Below are 17,062 nucleotides of genomic sequence, written 5' to 3' on the forward strand. Positions count from 1 at the left end.
CCCCCATATCCCCCCCCGCCGATTCGTCCGCCGATTCGTCCACCGATATCATTGATCTCCTCACCCTGCTCAAAGGGCAACCCGCTTCCGACTCTCTGTATCTGGGGTTGTGGAGTTGGCACTTCATCAACAATGACGACAACTACCGAAGTCGCCATGACCTCATTGGTCTCTCTCTGCAAGGTATCTTCCTCGGAACTTTTCTCAATTCCCACAACAATCGAACATGGGCGGCAGGTTGGCAACGGGATATTTATTCCCAGTGCTATGATAAACTATCGCTGCAAACCGGATATCGCATCGGCCTGATGCACGGCTACGAAGAACTCTCTTTGGGAAACAGCAGACTGTTTCCTCTGCTGCAGGTGTACAATGACATCAGCTACCGGAATATAGGCGTCCAGTTTTCCTGGGCCGGCAGCGTTATTTTAGCTGGATTCTTCCTCCGCATTTAAGATATCCATCAGGAGCTGTTCCCCGGATCCGTGAGCATCGGGATAAAAAAGTGTTCATCGCCGTCCTTTTCCTGTAGTATTTCCGGGGAGAAAGGGGGGAGGGTAACCGATCAGGGTGTTTGACCTGCTTGTTTTATAAAGCTCCGGCATTGTAAACGGTCACATGTGCTCCAGATTTGTGCAGACGCGGTTGCCCGATCTAGCCCTTCTATGCGGGCAGCCGTGTTCGTGCAAAGATGGGGGGTGCCTGTCATCGCTTACGCGGGAGGAGCTGATACTGTTGCCAAGCAAAAGAAAGAGGAACCATGACTGCTGTATTGCGAGTGTTGATCGTTGACGATGAGGACGATTTAAGGGAAACTATGGTCAAGAGACTGAAAGCACGGAAAATTATCGCCGAGGGCGCCAACAGCGGTCCACAAGCCTTGAAGATCCTGGAAGACAAGAGCTTCGACGTCATAGTCCTTGATGTCAAGATGCCGGAAATGGATGGCATCGAAACACTGCGGCGTATTAAAGACATGAAACCGGAGATTGAAGTCATTGTACTCACCGGCCACGCATCTGTAGAATTTGGTACTAAAGGGATGCAACTGGGGGCCTTTGACTTTATGATGAAACCAGCTCCTCTGAGCGAACTGCTCGATACCATTGAGCAGGCTTATAACAAAAAACGTACTATGGACCGATAAGACACAGCACTCGCTGCAACCATCCGTCCAGCGCAACGCCGGACGAACCTACCGCTTTCCTCCTCAACGACGTGGAGCCAAACGGTGAGAGCCTCGGACCGGTTTCGTCCTGGAGAAGACGATGAGAGTGTTCGACACCAGTCATCTGCAAAAACATAAGGCAACAGATGATCAACCAACCTATGAGCATGTGTACGACTATGCCGACAGCCAGGCCAACATTGCTCGCATCCGACGGCATTTTATAAAACTGCGGACCAGGTTGATCCTCGGCCTGGTCGTCATTTTCCTCCTGCCCAGTACCCTGCTGTCCTTTTATTTTCATTTTCAATTTGCCCACACCTTGAAAAAAAGCGCCATACTGAACCTGGCCGCTGTTGCCGAAACCCAGAAAAACACCATCGATCTGTATCTGCAGGAGCGGGTTATCAACCTGTACAACCTCTTGCACAGTCGGGAATTCACCCTGTCCCCGACCCCGGAGAACATGGATAATTTCCTGCAGAGCCTCAAGCACTTCAATGACGGTTTCATCGATATCGGCTTCATCAACCCGCAAGGTATACAGACAGACTATGCCGGGCCATATCCCTTTCTTCGAGACACGGATTACCGTCAGGAATCCTGGTATCAGACGCTGGTTACGGAAAACAGAAATTATATTATCAGTGACATCCGCCCTGGAATACGAGGAATTCATCACTTTGCCGTCGCCATCAGACAATTGATCGATGGCCACACCTATGTTATTCGGGCGGCTCTCGATCCCGAAAAACTCTCGTCATTGCTCAAGACGATCAGCCAGGGCAAGGAGGTCGAATCGATTCTGATCAATCGCCAGGGACAATACCAGACGTTGGCCTCCGGCCAGAAAAGGTTTCCGGATCACAGCGACTATGTCCCCAGCCATGCCCTCACCTCGGGAGTGGAGGAAGTAGAGCATGGCCAGCAGACGCTGTTTGTTGCCCATGCCTGGCTCAAGGAACCCCAGTGGGCCCTGCTGGCTATGCAGCCGATGTCTACCGCCCAGGCCGGGATGCAGCAAGCCCGCCTGACCCTTCTCATCAGTCTCGCCGGATTCAGCATGTTGATTTCCGCCATTATTTATTACACCATCAACAAACTCGTCGATAATGCCCGGCGTATGGCGGAAAAAGGGCAACAGCTCGAAGAAATGCTCGCCCATGCCGCCAAGCTCGCCTCCACAGGCGAACTGGCCTCGGGGGTTGCCCATGAAATCAACAACCCTCTCGCCATCATCATGGCCACCAGCGGAATTATCCGGGATATGCTCAACCCCGAATTCGGTCTTGACCACAGCCCTGAGGCCATTCGTAAAGAATTGACCACCATCGATACAGCTGCGGTCCGGATCAAGGGAATTACCCGCAAACTCCAGGATATGGGTCGAAGTCGAACCCTCAGCACAACCCACTGCGACGTCAACGCCCTTCTCGACGAAACCCTGGCTCGCCTGAAAAAAGTCGAATTCAAAACAAAACATATTGAAACCGCGACCCGGTACCTCCCCGACCTCCCTCGGATTCCCGGCGAGCCCAATGCCCTGCGCCAGGTGTTCAGCAATATTCTCATCAATGCCGCCGACGCCATCGATCAGAAAGGCACTATTACCATTTCAACAGCAATGCAGGAAAGCATGGTCTCCGTCACCATTGCAGATACCGGCAAGGGCATTCCGCTTGAAAATCTGAAACGTATTTTCAACCCATTTTTCACCACCAAAGAGAACGGCAAGGGAACGGGCCTGGGGCTCAGTATCGCTGCCAGTATTGTCAAATACATGGGTGGCACCATCAAGGTCAACAGTGTCCAGGGTGCAGGAAGTTCGTTCACCATACTGCTGCCCAGCAAAGAACGAAGCGAGTGATATGCACATGGAAAAGAAAAAAGGTATCAAAGTACTTCTGGTGGATGATGAAGATGTCTTCCGTGAAACAACAGCCCGTCAACTCGCTATTCGCGGTTTTGACGTCCTCACCGCGGAGAGCGGCGAGGCCGCCCTGGCCTTAGTGAAAAACGACCCTCCGGAGGTCGTGGTGCTTGACCTGGAGATGCCGGGAATGCATGGATCGGAAACCTTTGTCGAAATCAAAAAAAACGATCCTCATGTGGAAGTGATCATTCTCACCGGTAATACCAATGTTGACAGTGCAATTGAATTGATACAGCAAGGCATCTTCGATTATTTGATGAAACCGATCAATATCGATGAGCTTCTCTATAAAATTGAAGACGCCTTCACCCGTAAAAAGCTCAAGGAAAAACAGCACTATGATTTTGGTATGTAACCAGTACCTATCCAAACACGAGATATTTTACGCTCAATCGAGACGCGCTGACGGATTGAGCCGCAGGCATAGGCGTATATGCCGAGAATGAATTTAAAAGCGCAACAAGAAGTCAGGGGAATAGAGCCGCTTCCGGTCAGGCACGGATCAGCAGAACGGCATAACGCTTTCTCCACATTGTCTTTCCTTTTTTCGGGCCTCAGGAGCACTTCATGCTGAAAGCAATCACCTCTTTTTCCAGGCAGCTTCTGGCCAGGTTCCGGGAACCGGTGCTACCGGCGCCTGACCCCCCTGAAGTGGAAGCACTGCGACTCACCTTCAAATCTCGTTTTCACAGCTTCAAATTACTGCTGGCGGCCAATACCAGGGTGCTTGAGTCCATGGCCGACCTCCAGCGGGCTCTCCAGGGAGAGGAACCATTCAGCACAGCCTTTGTCCAGGCGAGATGCACCTCAATTTCAGTCAATGTTTTCCGTATGATCAATGACATGGAAAACATTGCCCCGGCAAAATACAGCGAACTTCGCCAGAGCTTTGCTGCCATTCAACGCCGGATAGACGCCCTGCTCAGCGCCAGAAAACATCACAGCGATCCCCGTCTTGTTATCCCGCTCGAAGCGGTGAACAGTGACATGGCCGACCTGGTTGGTGGTAAAATGGCGAATCTGGGTGACGTGAAAAACCGTTTACACATGAGGGTGCCCTCAGGCTTTGTGATTACTGCCGCAGCCCATGAGATGTTCATGGCCGCCGACGGTCTGCAAAAGGAGGTGGACCGACTCTTCCAGGTGGCCGGAAGCGATGCGGACCGGAATCTTGATCTGGTCAGCTCGCAAATCCGTCAACGGATCATGTCGGCCGATGTTCCCGAGCCCATTTATCTGGCCGTGGTTGAAGCCTACGAACAGATGAAGAAGCAAACCAATGGCCAGGAGGTTCGGATGGCTGTTCGCAGCAGCGCCCACGGTGAGGATGCCGAAAACAGTTCTTTTGCCGGTCAGTACCGCAGTGAACTTAATGTCACTTTCCATCAATTTTTTTATTATTACAAACAGATAATGGCCAGCAAATACAGTGTGCAGGCCATTGCCTATAAATTGAACCGGGGCTTTCGGGATGAAGATATCGCCATGTGTGTTGGCTGCCTGACCATGATCGATGCCGTCGCCGGCGGTGTCATCTATTCGAAAAATCCTTTAGACAGCTGGGATGACGCTATCTATATCAACTCTACCTGGGGCCTGCCCAAATCGGTGGTTGATGGCGATGATCTCAGTGATCTCTTTGTGGTGGCAAGGGATGAACCCCTCACTATTCTCCGGCGGGAAATACAGGAAAAGGGATATCAGATTGTCTGTTTTGAGGATGAGGGCTGCATCAGAAAGCAAACCAGGGACGAGTTGAAGAACAGACCTTCGCTGACCGATGACCAAGTGCGAATGCTCGCCGACCATGCCATCCGCATCGAACAGTATTATGAAGGACCTCAGGACATTGAATGGACCCTGAACAGTAACGGCGATATCTTCATCCTCCAATCCCGACCTCTGCAACAGGTGGAATCAATCCAGCCGCCAGCTGATTTGGACCTCCAACCCTTTGCAACCTCCTTGCTGATCGATGGGGCCATCAATGTCAGCCCCGGGGTGGCCAGCGGCAAGGTGTTCAAGGTTGCCAAACGCGTTGACATTCTTCAATTTCCAGAAGGTTCGGTACTGGTGGTGGAACAGGCCCTTCCCGCCTGGGCGCCTTTGATCGCCCGAGCCGCTGCCGTGATTTCCGAGCAGGGCGGTTTTGCCGGCCACCTGGCCAATGTCGCCAGGGAGTTTGGCGTTCCGGCCCTTTTCGGTGCCCGTGGCGCCATGACTACTCTGGAGAATAAGGAGATTATCACCGTTGCCGCCGATCTCGGCCGGGTCTACCGTGGCAGTCTGGACGTCCTTCTACAATGGCGCCGTCCGACACCCAGACTGATGATCGGCAGTCCGGTGTATGAGATGCTCCGGGCGGTCAGCGACCATATCATTCCCTTGCATCTGCTTGATCCGGAATCCCCTGATTTTTCCCCGAATAAATGCCAAACTTTCCACGATATCACTCGTTTCATCCATGAAAAATCGGTCCTGGAAATGTTCAGTTTCGGCAAAAACCACAGTTTCTCGGAACGGTCCAGCAAACAGTTATATTACCACGTCCCCATGAATTGGTGGATCCTGAACCTTGACGATGGATACACCCATGAAATCAAAGGAAAGTACGTCAAACTGGAAGAGATCGCCTCCATTCCCATGCTGGCCTTCTGGGATGGTTTTGCCGCCGTTTCCTGGGATGGCCCCCCGGCTATGGACGGCCGTGGCCTGACCTCGATCATGTTCAGATCAACCATGAATCCAGCCCTGGCTCCCGGGATGCGGTCCAAGTACGCTGATCGCAACTATTTCATGATTTCAAAACACTACTGCACCCTAAGTTCACGACTGGGCTACCACTTCTCCACCATGGAGGCCATGGTCAGTGAACGTTCAAGGGAAAATTACCTGGGATTCAAATTCAAGGGAGGAGCAGCTGATTTCAAACGCTGCCTGGGACGCCTGCATTTTATCAAAGAGATCCTGGAACGATATGGATTCCAGGCTGTGGTAAACGCCGATAATCTCAATGCCCGCATGGAAGGTCATGACATGGAATACATGCTCAGTCGGCTCAAAATCCTTGGCTACCTGACCCTGCATACACGACAGTTGGATATGATCATGAACAACACCGCTGCGGTCAACTATTACCTCACCAAACTCACCAAAGATATAGACACTCTCCTTGGCGAGCACCTGAATCCGTGACGGGTAATGATTGTTGAAAGACAACCGCCTCTCCCCCTTGAGGGCCATACGGAAAAGGGTCTGCTCCCGGATGAAGCCCCGGTCGCAGACCCTGAAAAATTCTCTGGCCTTTGCGAACGTCGATCAATGTTCGAGTTTTATCCCCCAACCCTCAAACATGAACAGAATGGAAAAACCAAACCACAAGGTGTAGAAGACATAACCAGCCAGGGAGAGAACCACTATGAGGATATTGCTTTGAATCGGCTGGGCCTCGATCCCATAAAAATTAAAGGCCGGCTCGATTGCCCGGCTCATTACCGTAAAAAAGACCTTACCCTCGGCAAACAATTCCCGATGATTGAGGTCGTCTTGACCTCTCTTTAAAACGGTCCACCAGTCATAGAGTACCAAGCGCTCATGTGTACCATATTTCTGCGCAATGGGTGCTCCATTGTTATGATACATCAGGGTGGCATCTTCAAGCATGGCGGTCAACATCCTTCCCATGTCTCCGGTGATCTTGACCGAGTTGCCCACAGCCATGGCCTGCTCGCCGATCGTCACAAAATTTCTTGCTATGCGCGCCGCCTGATCCTCATCCTTGGCCTTGACGGTGAAGGAAATTTCCCTGCCGATATGTGCGGTAGCTCTATCCCTGGCAGCGGGAATGTAGTACGCGGAATGCTTGGAGATCGAGTTAAACAGATTATCCATGTAATCAAGCAGATTCTGACCGGCAAACACCGGTGACATCAGGACCACGAACACGACCCAGAAACCGGCAAACAGAACCAGACCCAAGCTGAATTCTTTTTTATTATAAATCATGTCAATGCCCTCCTGATTCTTTTACTGCCTTCGCATCGGGTTTGCGTTTCAATGTTTTCAGATTGGTGAAAAACACCCAGAAGACCCAAAGGGAAAAGACCGAGATAACGACAAAGAAGAGATAGATCCCGATCTGCTCCAGTATGCGTCCGGTTTGGGTCGTAATATCAAGATACCCCATGGCTGCCAGCTTGGATGGCAGGGCAAAGAACCGGTTGACAAAACCGGCCAGGACCGCCACAGCATAAAAACCACAGATTGTGGTTCCGGACACCACTTTGGTCACCACCGAGCCGACCTGAATGCCAATCAGGGAGCCGAGCAACATCCCCATCGCCAGGGTATAAAAAATGAAACCGTAAATGGCGTACTGCACCAATCCAGCGTACCCGGCGGTGAAAATGATCTGGAAAATATCAGTACCCACGGTGGTGGACGAAGAGACCCCAAGAACATAGACAAAAATAGGGAACGTGAGGAAACCGCCGCCTACTCCCATGATGGCCGCTGCGAGACCGACAAGGGCACCTGAGAGAATGAGAAACACGGCTGAAATTTTCCGTCCGCCGGGGACGACAGCCTGATCAAAATGAAGCATCGGCGGGATGCTGACACTCTGTAATTTCTTGGAGAGTGCCGTCATGGCCTGGACATCGCGCTCACCAGCGCCCGCGGATGCCTCCCTTCTTCGGGATTTGAAAAAATCCATTAATGCGTAAAAACCAAGAAATCCGAGCATAAACACATACACGGTGGTGATGAAGGCATCACTGAGCACCGGATTGAGTTCATACAGGGTTCGGTTCAACAGCCCTCCCACGGTCGCACCGCCGATGGCGCCGATGAGAAAGGTCAGCGCCAGGGAGACGGAAATATTCCCCAGTTTTCGATGCAGCACGCTGCCCATGATAGCCTTGGCAAAGATATGGAACAGGTCCGTGCCAACCGCCATGATGCCTCTGACACCGGCGCTCATCAACGCCGGGGCAATGATGAAGCCGCCGCCGGCACCGATACAACCGGTGATCAGACCAGCACCCAAACCGATGCCTATGGAAGCGAAAAAAATGGTCGGCGTATAGAATGCCGGACTGTAGGCCATTTTCCCCCCGAGAATAGCCGGTAACGAGGCCGTAAGATCATCGGCGTACACTATTCCGCCCAGGAGAATGGGCAGTAGCAGCAAACCGAGAATAATCAAGCGTTTGCGATCACCGAGAATGCGATCTGACATCTCTTTTTCCCATTTGGCATGGGCCCTGGCGCCAGCCATCATAAACTGACCGGCTAACTTGAATTTACTCATAGCACGTTCCTCCTTTCAAAATGTTATGGTCCAAATTTAAACTGAGCGATCAGTCAGTTTGACTATGACACAAAAGAGCCCCCGTTATCCCTCACCCGCATGACACAGACAGGACTCGATAACCTCCACCCGCCCCAAGGAGTCGGATGAACCCCTGCTACCTATCTTGCAAACAACATACAGCTCTTAAGAACCGATAAAACAAGCCCACCGGAAAGCACACGAAAAATCCTGAAAAAGTTTCTGCTCCGCCTGTCCAGGGAAGGACGTATCGCTTTCCCCCGCTTCCTTAATCAGATATCAAACCGTTGATTGTGTCGATCAGCACATCTATATCCACTGGTTTAACAAGATAGGTTAATTTTTTACCAATCCCACGGAATTCATCCTGCAAGGCAGCTGTGGCTCCGTGACCAGACATGAAGATAAACTGCAGCCAGGGGCAATGGACCTGCATGGTGCGCATGAGCTCCCTGCCATTGACTTTGGGCATTTTCATGTCAATTACCGCAATATCGTAGCGTTGCCGCTGCACCATATCCAAGGCGTCTGCGGGTGAGCTTGCCCAGTCGGTGTTAATACCACGCAGGGTAAGCCGCTCAGCCAAAGTGGACACCAGTTCCACCTCATCGTCGACCAGTATAATTCGCATGCCATCTCCTCGTCCCTCTTTGGTGCGCTGGGATTACTGACCATATCGGTGTGACCAGGGCAGCCACCACTGGCATTTCTGTTCTCTGTCCTCTGGACTACAACTTCAGCAAGAAACGTCTGCAGGAATGATGGAATTTGCTACCTCTTTTCAGCCCTGCAACGGCAGAGACAGGTAAAAATCCGTACCCCTCCCTACAGTACTTTCCACCCATATTTTGCCATGCAACTCATTGACCAGTCCATGGGTGATGAAAAGTCCCAGACCGGTACCGCCTTTGCCCGATTTGGTTGTGTAAAACGGCTCAAAAATTCTTTGTAAATTATCCTCACTGATTCCATGGCCATTATCACTGACGACAATTTGTACCTGACCCTGCCCCTCCCTGGTGACGGTTATACGCAAACGGTCACCATCGGCCAGGGCGGCAAAAGCATTACTTATCAGGTTCAAAAAAACCTGCTGCAGTTTGTTACGGTCACTGGACAAGGGCGGCAGATCATCGGGGATTTGGACCTGTAAATCAATATCGCGGTGTTCAGCTTCCTTTTGGAAAAACTCCAGTACTTCTGTGATAATTGCCTGCAGATCGACTGCTTGATTTCTTTTTTCTCCCGGCCGAGCAAAATCCAGCAACCGATGGGTGATGCTTGCGCAACGTTCCACCGCACGCTGAATGGAATCGATCAGTCCGAGCATTTTAACCGTCTGGCCATCATCCTCCGCCTGCTGGCTCAGCAGATCTCCCAACAGTCCGGCCTTCTCATTAATGATAGCGAGAGGATTATTGATCTCGTGGGCGACTCCAGCAGCCAGTCGACCAATGGAAGCCAGTTTACCCGCATTTGCAGCCTCACGCACGGCCACAGCAGCCTCACGCATGGCCACAGTGCGATCAAGATCAGCATGATAAATATCATTGACCAGACTGGTGGCCACCCAGGGAATGACCAGCAGGATCAGTAAGCTGCTGCCCAGCAGGAAGGCAATAATTTTCATGCGGGCACTGTACCAGCTCCGCATCAGTTCATCCTTGTTCCCGACTACGAGAAGAATGAAGGAGGTATAGGGAATATAAGAATAGCCCATGATGATATCCCTTCCATGCCAGTCCGTCGTGTCCAAAGGCTGATTTTCTTTGGTGACCAGAGGAAAAGACAAGGCCAGACGTTTCAACTCTCCCGTGGGAAACACATCCAGCACCTCGCCATAGAAAAGAGACGGCGTTTGTAACACCCCTTGATGGTTAATCAGAAAAGAATCACCAAAAGCACTTTCCTTGGCATAAACAAGCTGATCATTAAACGTGGCCGTGTTCAGGGTAGCCCGCAGGATAAAAAAAGTTCCGTCAGCCATATCTTTTCTGACGGCGATAACCATGTGTGGCTCTTCGCGAAAGCCCAGATACACATCGCTGATATAACTGCCGACATTCAACACGGCCTGAAACCAGAGTTCCTCACCGTAATACCTGTCTTTCAGGTCATACGGTCCAATATAGCGGACCTGACGGCCAGTCGAATCGAACAGGCCCAGGTCGATGAATCCACCGATGGTTTTGCTCAATCTTTGAAGAATGCTGTTGAGACGCTGATCGTTATCAAGTTCGGCGAAACTGTTATCCTGGACGATAAACTGCAAGGCAGCCTTCCGTTCCTCAAGAAAAAAAGAAACATTTCTTTTGGTATTGGAGACAATACGGTCAGTTCGCAGAAGAATTTCATTTTCCAGATGCTGCCTGCTGATCCGGTAGTCAAAATAGGCAAGGGCCATCAGGGGCACAAGGGCAACGCAGAGCATGAGAAGGATAGCCCGTTTCCAAATTCGCCGAAAGTCGAAAGAGGAATCGGTTAACCGTTCTGGCCCCATTTCACTACGCCAGAACTCCGGGAGAATCTTCAATTTCCTTGCCATATTGGGTGCTCTTTATGAGTTTGCCCTGCTGTTTTTCACCCGCTCATGCGCTTCCGTGAGCTTGCCGCTGAGCAGATCAATATCAACAGGTTTCTGCAGATAGGCAAAAGCCCCCAGTTCCATACAGGCTTTCCGGTCGATATCTGATCCATGGCCGGTGAGAATGATCACCTCAACGGCAGGACGAATTTTCTTGACCCGGCGTAACACCTCGATCCCATCCATCCCCGGCATTTTCAAATCAAGGACCAGAACATCAGGATCGTCATCCACGAGCATTTCCAATGCCGATCGGCCATCATGGGCCACGGCAGTCCCCACGTTACGAAAGAGCAGCCGCTCGGACAGCGTTTGCACAAACTCCTGTTCATCATCCACCAGGAGCACCTTTGAGGGAACGTTCTGGTCATATTTGCGATACATGCCAGCGTTTCGAGCTTCGGGTTCTATCTGAACCTTCACCGATTTCACACCCGGCAGAGAATGCAGCAGGGTGTGCAACTCTTCCTGAAGGCGATTGAACATCAGCACTTTCATGGAAATTGAAACAGTGAGCACGCCATCATCCGCTTTGACTTCACCGTCATGTCCGGCCCGAACCAGGACAACGGAAGCCCTTGCCGCCAATTGAAAATCGGCCAAGGCTTGCCGTGATGCCTGCGAAGGCTGCATACCTTGTCGGTTCAATTGATCACAAAGCATGGATACCGCTTGCTCAACGTCAAATTGTCCCATGGGCAGCAATATATCGTACAACTCCGCATCCCAGGGGTTGTTATTTTGCAGGTAGGTGGCTGTCCACTGGGACTTTTCCGCGTCATCGGCGATGATGCGCGCCTCTGCCTCTGCCTGTGACATTGTCCCGGCCCGGATGGCCTGTTGGACCCTGAACGGGGTATTGGCGATCAAACAGGACCGAAGCAGATGGGTGAGTCCCCAGGGCACAAGATGCGTACAATAGCCGGTCAACAACAATCGGGACTCATCCATCAATTCAGCCAGGACCAGGCGCAGATAAGCATGAGCACGTTTTTTTTCGTGGGTAAATTTATCGAAAACCGATTGTTTGGAGGAAAAAACCCGTGCAATAGTCGACTCGGGAAACCCGGAACGATTTGCCGCCGCCAAGATGAGATCATGGTCACCAACCACCCGTAACCCGGTTTCTCCAGCAAGGGCCGAAACCACTTCTTCGCCGAGGCAATACAGGCCGCTGAAAACAGCAAGGCTCGATTCAGTTTTGCTCATCACCATTTTTCCACCCATATCAATCCTCTGATGGCAGATTGTTCAGTCTTTCTGTACTCAAGACCATCCGAGGCAGCAAGGTAGACGGTCTGTATTCTCACGGGTTCCGCCGACAACGATTGTTCACGCTCCTTCCTTTTTCTCGAGCATACGGCGACAGGATGCTGTCAGCTCCTCGTACAGGGCGCTGGGTTGATACAACCGGAAAGTTCCGATTCGCACCAGACCATCGACCATGGTAAAGAGAATCAAGGCAACTTTGTGAGCCGGTATCTCGATAATGGAATCATCCCTTTGCCCAGCAAGGATGGCGTCCTCAAAAACCCTGGTGAAAAAATCATAAATATCTTCAAGATGCCGCCGACATCCCGGGTTATCCTCGGCGAGTTCATACGGATAGTGCCGGTGCAACAACAAAAAACGCTGCTCCAGTTTTGCTGCCAGGCTGATATAAAATGAAATCAATCCTTCAATTCGCTCCAACCCGTTGACTTCGCCCCGACCAGCCAGATATTCTCTGGTTTCCCGGATGAGTTGCTCTTTAAAATTCTCCATAACGGCGACAAACAGGTCTTCTTTGGTCTTGTAGTGATAAAAAATCGTCCCATCCGCCACTCCAATCATGCGGGCTATATCGCCTATGGCTGTATCGCGAAAACCTTTCTCAGCAAAAAAAACGGTTGCCATCTCTAGAATAGCTTCTTTTCGGGAAGCCCCCCCTGCTTTCCTTCGTCCCATCAGCAGATCCTGTTACGATTGATTGCCCCATCTATTTTTCCGCCCTGAACAAACTGAGCGATCAGTTAATTTTTTATATATCCACCTGCGCATCCTGTCAATAATATTTTACTCCCCAGACTTCAATTATTGCTTTCAAGCACAGCACGGCTCTCTCCGGCAAAAGCCTTCTCTGACAGGAATACAGGAACAAAAAGACCACATCGTGGTTCAATTTCACATAAAAAAGCAGCAGCGCCCCAGCATTTATTCAACTGCTTTTCCTTTCTTTTTTTTACTATGGCATAATATTGAATATATGCTTATAAGTTGAAAATATTTTTTTGCAACAGATTGTCTCCGGACAGCGCATGACCCGGCCGCAAGGCAATCCACAATCCAATCCAGGAGTCAAAGCGAGATGACCGATTCCAGCGGCACGCCCCCCAACCCCCTGCTGGTCAGCCGTAATTACTTTACCTTTGCTCAACCGCCCAATGAAATGATCCTGGATTGCGGCTACCGGCTGGGGCCGATTACCCTGGCCTACGAGACCCTGGGTGAACTCAATGCCGAAGGAAGCAATGCTATCTTAATCCTCCATGCCTTCTCCGGCGACTCCCATGTAGCCGGCTACCTGCACGAAAACGATGACCGCCCCGGCTGGTGGGACAACATGGTCGGTCCTGGCAAGCCGGTGGACACCAATCAGTATTTCGTCATCTGCTCCAATATTCTTGGAGGCTGCTCCGGCTCCACCGGCCCTTCGTCCATCAACCCGGAGACCGGCAGACCCTATGGCCTCGGTTTTCCCATGGTCACCATCAAAGATATGGTTCGGGCCCAAAAACACCTCATCGATCACCTTGGCATCAACAAATTGATGTCTTTGATCGGCGGCTCGGTGGGCGGCATGCAGGTGCTGCGCTGGTGCGCTGATTATCCGGAAATGATCGCATCCGCCATCCCCCTTGCCACCACCACCCGTCATTCCGCTCAGGCCATTGCCTTCAACGAGGTGGCCCGGCAGGCGATCATGGCCGACCCCAACTGGAATAACGGCGATTATTACAGCGGTCCGGGGCCTGTCCATGGCCTGGCGGTGGCGCGCATGATCGGCCATGTCACCTACCTCTCCGATGAGGCGATGCGGGATAAATTCGGCCGCCGCCTGCACCGCAGCAGCCTGTCCTTTGATTTCACCGGCGATTTTCAGGTGGAGAGCTACCTTCATCACCAAGGGAAAAAATTCGTGACCCGCTTTGATGCCAATTCTCTGCTGTACATCACCAAGGCAGCAGATTATTTTGACCTGGAGCGGGGAAACGGCAGCCTGCTGATTAACGAAACCCTGGCTGATGTCTCTTTCCTGGTCATCTCGTTCAGCTCTGACTGGCTCTACCCCACCTACCAATCCAAGGACATCGTTTCCTCCTTGAAAAAAAACGGCAGTGATGTCAGCTTCTGCGAAATCGAAGCCCAGTGGGGCCACGACGCTTTTCTTCTTCCCAACAAACGGCTGAATGGGTTGATCAGCGGCTTTCTTGATCGGGTCTATCATGAACACTGTCTTTAATCAGGACCTGGGCACCATGCGTTTTGACCTCCAGGTGATCGCTTCCTGGATTGATCCCGGCTCCCGAGTTCTCGATCTGGGATGCGGCAACGGTGATCTGCTCGACTATCTCAAAAAGCACAAACAGGTCAACGGCACGGGCATTGAATACTCAGAGGACAAGGCAGCACGCTGCATCGAACGGGGTCTCACTGTCCTGCAAGGTGACTTCCGCAAGGAAGTTCTCGATTACCCGGAAAATCGCTTTGATGTCATTATTCTCAGCCAGACCCTGCAACAGGTCCACGACCCCAAGGAACTGCTAGTTGACCTGCTCAGAATCGGCAAACGGGTGATCGTCAGTTTTCCCAACTTTGCCCACTGGTCCGCTCGCCTGCAGATCCTGTTCACCGGCATGGCACCGGTCACTGACCAATTACCCTACGAATGGTACAATACTCCCAATATCCGGGTCATATCCATCAAGGATTTTAAACGTTTTCTTCGTATCACCGGGATTCGCGTCGTTCGCGAGGTCGCCATCAATACGCATCATCACGACTACAAAGGCCACATTGTCCGCTCTTTGACCAACCTGCGGGCTACCTACGGTATTATGATGCTGGAGCGTGTGTCATGAATCGTCTTCTTGAGGAGCACTACATCATGGGTCAGAAAGAGATACAGGACGGTTCCTGCGGCACTGAAACCAGGGCCGCAATCACCACGGTGCGCAACCCCATCCCCGAAGCAGTGAGCGCTTTGAGCAAGGGATTCAAGCAGGGCCGCTGGGCCAGCCACATCGAACCGGTACCGATTCCCTCGAAAAGCGAGGTGATCGACCTGATTGAACAACTGCAGCGCATCCTTTTCCCCGGTTTTTTCTCCCCGGTCATTCTCCGGCCGGAAAATCTGGACTACCATCTAGGGCAGCAGGTCAGCCTGCTCTATGAAAATCTGGCGGAGCAGATCAGTTCCGCTGTCCGTCATGACTGCTTTCGCCACGATCAGTCCTGCAGTCGCTGCGGCGAACGGAGCTACGAAACCGCCGCGGACCTGATAGAAAGTCTGCCGGAAATCCGCAATCTGCTCGAATCGGATATCGAGGCCACCCTGACCGGTGATCCGGCGGCAGCCAATTCCGATGAGGTTATTTTCAGCTATCCAGGCCTGTTCGCCACCATGGTCTATCGCCTTGCCCATCGCCTTCATCAACTGGAGGTGCCGCTTATTCCCCGGATCATGAGCGAACATGCTTATCACCGCACCGCCATCGATATCAATCCCCGGGCCAATATCGGCTCCCATTTTTTCATCGATCATGGCTCCGGCGTGGTGGTCGGCGCGACCTCCACCATCGGCAACCGGGTGCGCATCTATCAGGGGGTCACCCTGGGTGCGCTGTCTCTACCCAGGGATGCGGGTGTACGACTCCGCGACATCAAACGTCATCCCACCATCGAAGATGATGTCATCATCTATGCTAATGCCACCATCCTCGGCGGCGAGACCGTGGTCGGAGCCCGCTCGATCATCGGCGGTAACGTCTGGTTGACCGAATCGGTCGGCCCGGATACCCGGGTGATGCTGGAACCTCCCCGGCTGGTTTATATCGGCCCTGATCGGGAAACAAAATGAAAACAAAACTGTATAGCGATTTCACCGCCACCGTTGGCGGCACCCCCCTTGTGCGCCTGCCTCGTTTGTCAGCCGAATTCGGCGTCCAGTTGCTGGGTAAGGTCGAGTCCATGAATCCACTGGGCAGTGTCAAGGACCGGGTGGCCGCCGCCCTGATCAATGATGCGGAACAAAGGGGCCTGCTCCAACCTGGCGGCACAGTCCTAGAACCAACCAGCGGCAATACCGGCATTGGCCTGGCTTTTGTCTGTGCCAACCGCGGCTACAGACTGCTGCTCACCATGCCGGAAAGCATGAGCATCGAGCGGCGTCAACTGCTGGCCCACCTGGGGGCGGAATTAATCCTGACCCCGGCTGGCGAAGGGATGAAGGGTGCCATTAACAGGGCACGGGACATTCAACAACAAGTCCAGAATGCCTGGATGCCTGATCAGTTTGCCAATCCAGCCAACCCGGCCATGCACCGACGAACCACCGGACCGGAAATCTGGCAGCAAAGCGGGGGCCGGATCGATGTCCTGGTGGCGGGTGTCGGTACCGGCGGCACCATCAGCGGCACCGGAGGATTCCTTAAGGAACAACATCCCACTCTGCACATCGCGGCGGTGGAGCCGGCGGCATCTCCAGTCCTGTCCGGCGGGCAGGCAGGACCACACAAGATTCAGGGCATTGGCGCCGGGTTTATTCCGAAGAATCTTGACCGATCGGTGATTGATGAAATAATCACCGTGGAGAATGATGAGGCCATCGGGCAGGCGCAAATCCTTGCCAGAAAGGAAGGCATCCTCTGCGGTATATCCGGTGGCGCAGCTTTGGCCGCAGCCCTGCGGCTCGCCGGCCGTTCACAATGGACGAACAAAAACATCGTGGTCATCCTGCCGGACTCCGGCGAACGATACCTGAGCACTGATCTTATTGCCTGAGAG

14 protein-coding genes and 1 pseudogene are annotated in these 17,062 nt (G+C 52.3%); 9 read left to right on the plus strand and 6 right to left on the minus strand.

The window, feature by feature from the left end; translation table 11 throughout:
• The 5 genes and pseudogenes from JWG43_RS07950 to JWG43_RS07970 form a co-directional block, all read left to right on the plus strand.
• A pseudogene (locus JWG43_RS07950) lies at nucleotides 1-455 on the plus strand (hypothetical protein); the annotation flags it as partial.
• A 305-nt stretch (nucleotides 456-760) separates the two neighbouring features.
• Nucleotides 761-1,147: a response regulator gene (locus JWG43_RS07955; protein ID WP_205242377.1), complete on the plus strand. Its 387-nt coding sequence runs from the start codon at nucleotides 761-763 to the stop codon at nucleotides 1,145-1,147.
• Nucleotides 1,148-1,268: 121 nt separating this feature from the next.
• Nucleotides 1,269-3,035 (plus strand): sensor histidine kinase, encoded by a 1,767-nt coding sequence (locus JWG43_RS07960; protein ID WP_205242378.1) that lies wholly within the window; start codon nucleotides 1,269-1,271, stop codon nucleotides 3,033-3,035.
• Nucleotides 3,036-3,042: 7 nt separating this feature from the next.
• On the plus strand, nucleotides 3,043-3,456 hold the full coding sequence (locus JWG43_RS07965) for a response regulator (protein WP_205242379.1): 414 nt from the start codon (nucleotides 3,043-3,045) through the stop codon (nucleotides 3,454-3,456).
• Nucleotides 3,457-3,668: 212 nt separating this feature from the next.
• Nucleotides 3,669-6,296 (plus strand): PEP/pyruvate-binding domain-containing protein, encoded by a 2,628-nt coding sequence (locus tag JWG43_RS07970; RefSeq protein ID WP_205242380.1) that lies wholly within the window; start codon nucleotides 3,669-3,671, stop codon nucleotides 6,294-6,296.
• 123 nt (nucleotides 6,297-6,419) lie between these two features.
• Here JWG43_RS07970 and JWG43_RS07975 read toward each other — a convergent pair whose 3' ends face one another.
• The 6 genes from JWG43_RS07975 to JWG43_RS08000 form a co-directional block, all read right to left on the minus strand.
• On the minus strand, nucleotides 6,420-7,106 hold the full coding sequence (locus JWG43_RS07975; RefSeq protein WP_205242381.1) for a hypothetical protein: 687 nt from the start codon (nucleotides 7,104-7,106) through the stop codon (nucleotides 6,420-6,422).
• A gap of 1 nt (nucleotide 7,107) precedes the next feature.
• Nucleotides 7,108-8,412, minus strand: a complete 1,305-nt coding sequence (locus tag JWG43_RS07980) for a sulfite exporter TauE/SafE family protein (protein ID WP_205242382.1) — start codon at nucleotides 8,410-8,412, stop codon at nucleotides 7,108-7,110.
• A 289-nt stretch (nucleotides 8,413-8,701) separates the two neighbouring features.
• Entirely contained in the window at nucleotides 8,702-9,064 is a 363-nt protein-coding gene (locus tag JWG43_RS07985) for a response regulator (protein ID WP_205242383.1), read from the minus strand.
• A 150-nt stretch (nucleotides 9,065-9,214) separates the two neighbouring features.
• Nucleotides 9,215-10,978, minus strand: a complete 1,764-nt coding sequence (locus tag JWG43_RS07990; RefSeq protein ID WP_205242384.1) for a sensor histidine kinase — start codon at nucleotides 10,976-10,978, stop codon at nucleotides 9,215-9,217.
• A gap of 12 nt (nucleotides 10,979-10,990) precedes the next feature.
• Entirely contained in the window at nucleotides 10,991-12,226 is a 1,236-nt protein-coding gene (locus JWG43_RS07995) for a response regulator (protein ID WP_240193466.1), read from the minus strand.
• A gap of 123 nt (nucleotides 12,227-12,349) precedes the next feature.
• A complete protein-coding gene (locus JWG43_RS08000) occupies nucleotides 12,350-12,964 on the minus strand; it encodes a TetR/AcrR family transcriptional regulator (RefSeq protein ID WP_240193467.1) in 615 nt (204 codons plus the stop codon).
• Between the two features lie 400 nt (nucleotides 12,965-13,364).
• Between JWG43_RS08000 and metX the strand changes: the two genes are divergently transcribed.
• Genes metX through cysK form a run of 4 tightly spaced genes read left to right on the plus strand, consistent with a single transcriptional unit; the run spans nucleotide 13,365 to nucleotide 17,059 of the window.
• On the plus strand, nucleotides 13,365-14,519 hold the full coding sequence (gene metX, locus JWG43_RS08005) for a homoserine O-acetyltransferase MetX (RefSeq protein WP_205242386.1): 1,155 nt from the start codon (nucleotides 13,365-13,367) through the stop codon (nucleotides 14,517-14,519).
• Nucleotides 14,503-15,138: a methionine biosynthesis protein MetW gene (gene metW, locus JWG43_RS08010; protein ID WP_205242387.1), complete on the plus strand. Its 636-nt coding sequence runs from the start codon at nucleotides 14,503-14,505 to the stop codon at nucleotides 15,136-15,138. The genes metX and metW overlap by 17 nt, the downstream gene beginning before the upstream one ends.
• Nucleotides 15,135-16,136, plus strand: coding sequence for a serine O-acetyltransferase (locus tag JWG43_RS08015; protein WP_205242388.1), 1,002 nt, complete (start codon nucleotides 15,135-15,137; stop codon nucleotides 16,134-16,136). Before metW ends, JWG43_RS08015 begins: the two co-directional genes overlap by 4 nt.
• Nucleotides 16,133-17,059, plus strand: coding sequence for a cysteine synthase A (gene cysK / locus JWG43_RS08020; protein ID WP_205242389.1), 927 nt, complete (start codon nucleotides 16,133-16,135; stop codon nucleotides 17,057-17,059). The genes JWG43_RS08015 and cysK overlap by 4 nt, the downstream gene beginning before the upstream one ends.
• Nucleotides 17,060-17,062 lie beyond the last annotated feature (3 nt).

The organism is Desulfobulbus alkaliphilus (assembly GCF_016918545.1).
In the GTDB taxonomy this organism is placed as follows: Bacteria; Desulfobacterota; Desulfobulbia; order Desulfobulbales; family Desulfobulbaceae; genus Desulfobulbus; species Desulfobulbus alkaliphilus.

Coding starts and splice junctions, on each gene's coding strand:
- JWG43_RS07955 (WP_205242377.1), top strand. CDS start 761: ATGACTGCTGTATTGCGAGTGTTGATCGTTGACGATGAGGACGATTTA.
- JWG43_RS07960 (WP_205242378.1), top strand. CDS start 1,269: ATGAGAGTGTTCGACACCAGTCATCTGCAAAAACATAAGGCAACAGAT.
- JWG43_RS07965 (WP_205242379.1), top strand. CDS start 3,043: ATGGAAAAGAAAAAAGGTATCAAAGTACTTCTGGTGGATGATGAAGAT.
- JWG43_RS07970 (WP_205242380.1), top strand. CDS start 3,669: ATGCTGAAAGCAATCACCTCTTTTTCCAGGCAGCTTCTGGCCAGGTTC.
- JWG43_RS07975 (WP_205242381.1), bottom strand. CDS start 7,106: ATGATTTATAATAAAAAAGAATTCAGCTTGGGTCTGGTTCTGTTTGCC.
- JWG43_RS07980 (WP_205242382.1), bottom strand. CDS start 8,412: ATGAGTAAATTCAAGTTAGCCGGTCAGTTTATGATGGCTGGCGCCAGG.
- JWG43_RS07985 (WP_205242383.1), bottom strand. CDS start 9,064: ATGCGAATTATACTGGTCGACGATGAGGTGGAACTGGTGTCCACTTTG.
- JWG43_RS07990 (WP_205242384.1), bottom strand. CDS start 10,978: ATGGCAAGGAAATTGAAGATTCTCCCGGAGTTCTGGCGTAGTGAAATG.
- JWG43_RS07995 (WP_240193466.1), bottom strand. CDS start 12,226: ATGAGCAAAACTGAATCGAGCCTTGCTGTTTTCAGCGGCCTGTATTGC.
- JWG43_RS08000 (WP_240193467.1), bottom strand. CDS start 12,964: ATGGGACGAAGGAAAGCAGGGGGGGCTTCCCGAAAAGAAGCTATTCTA.
- metX (WP_205242386.1), top strand. CDS start 13,365: ATGACCGATTCCAGCGGCACGCCCCCCAACCCCCTGCTGGTCAGCCGT.
- metW (WP_205242387.1), top strand. CDS start 14,503: ATGAACACTGTCTTTAATCAGGACCTGGGCACCATGCGTTTTGACCTC.
- JWG43_RS08015 (WP_205242388.1), top strand. CDS start 15,135: ATGAATCGTCTTCTTGAGGAGCACTACATCATGGGTCAGAAAGAGATA.
- cysK (WP_205242389.1), top strand. CDS start 16,133: ATGAAAACAAAACTGTATAGCGATTTCACCGCCACCGTTGGCGGCACC.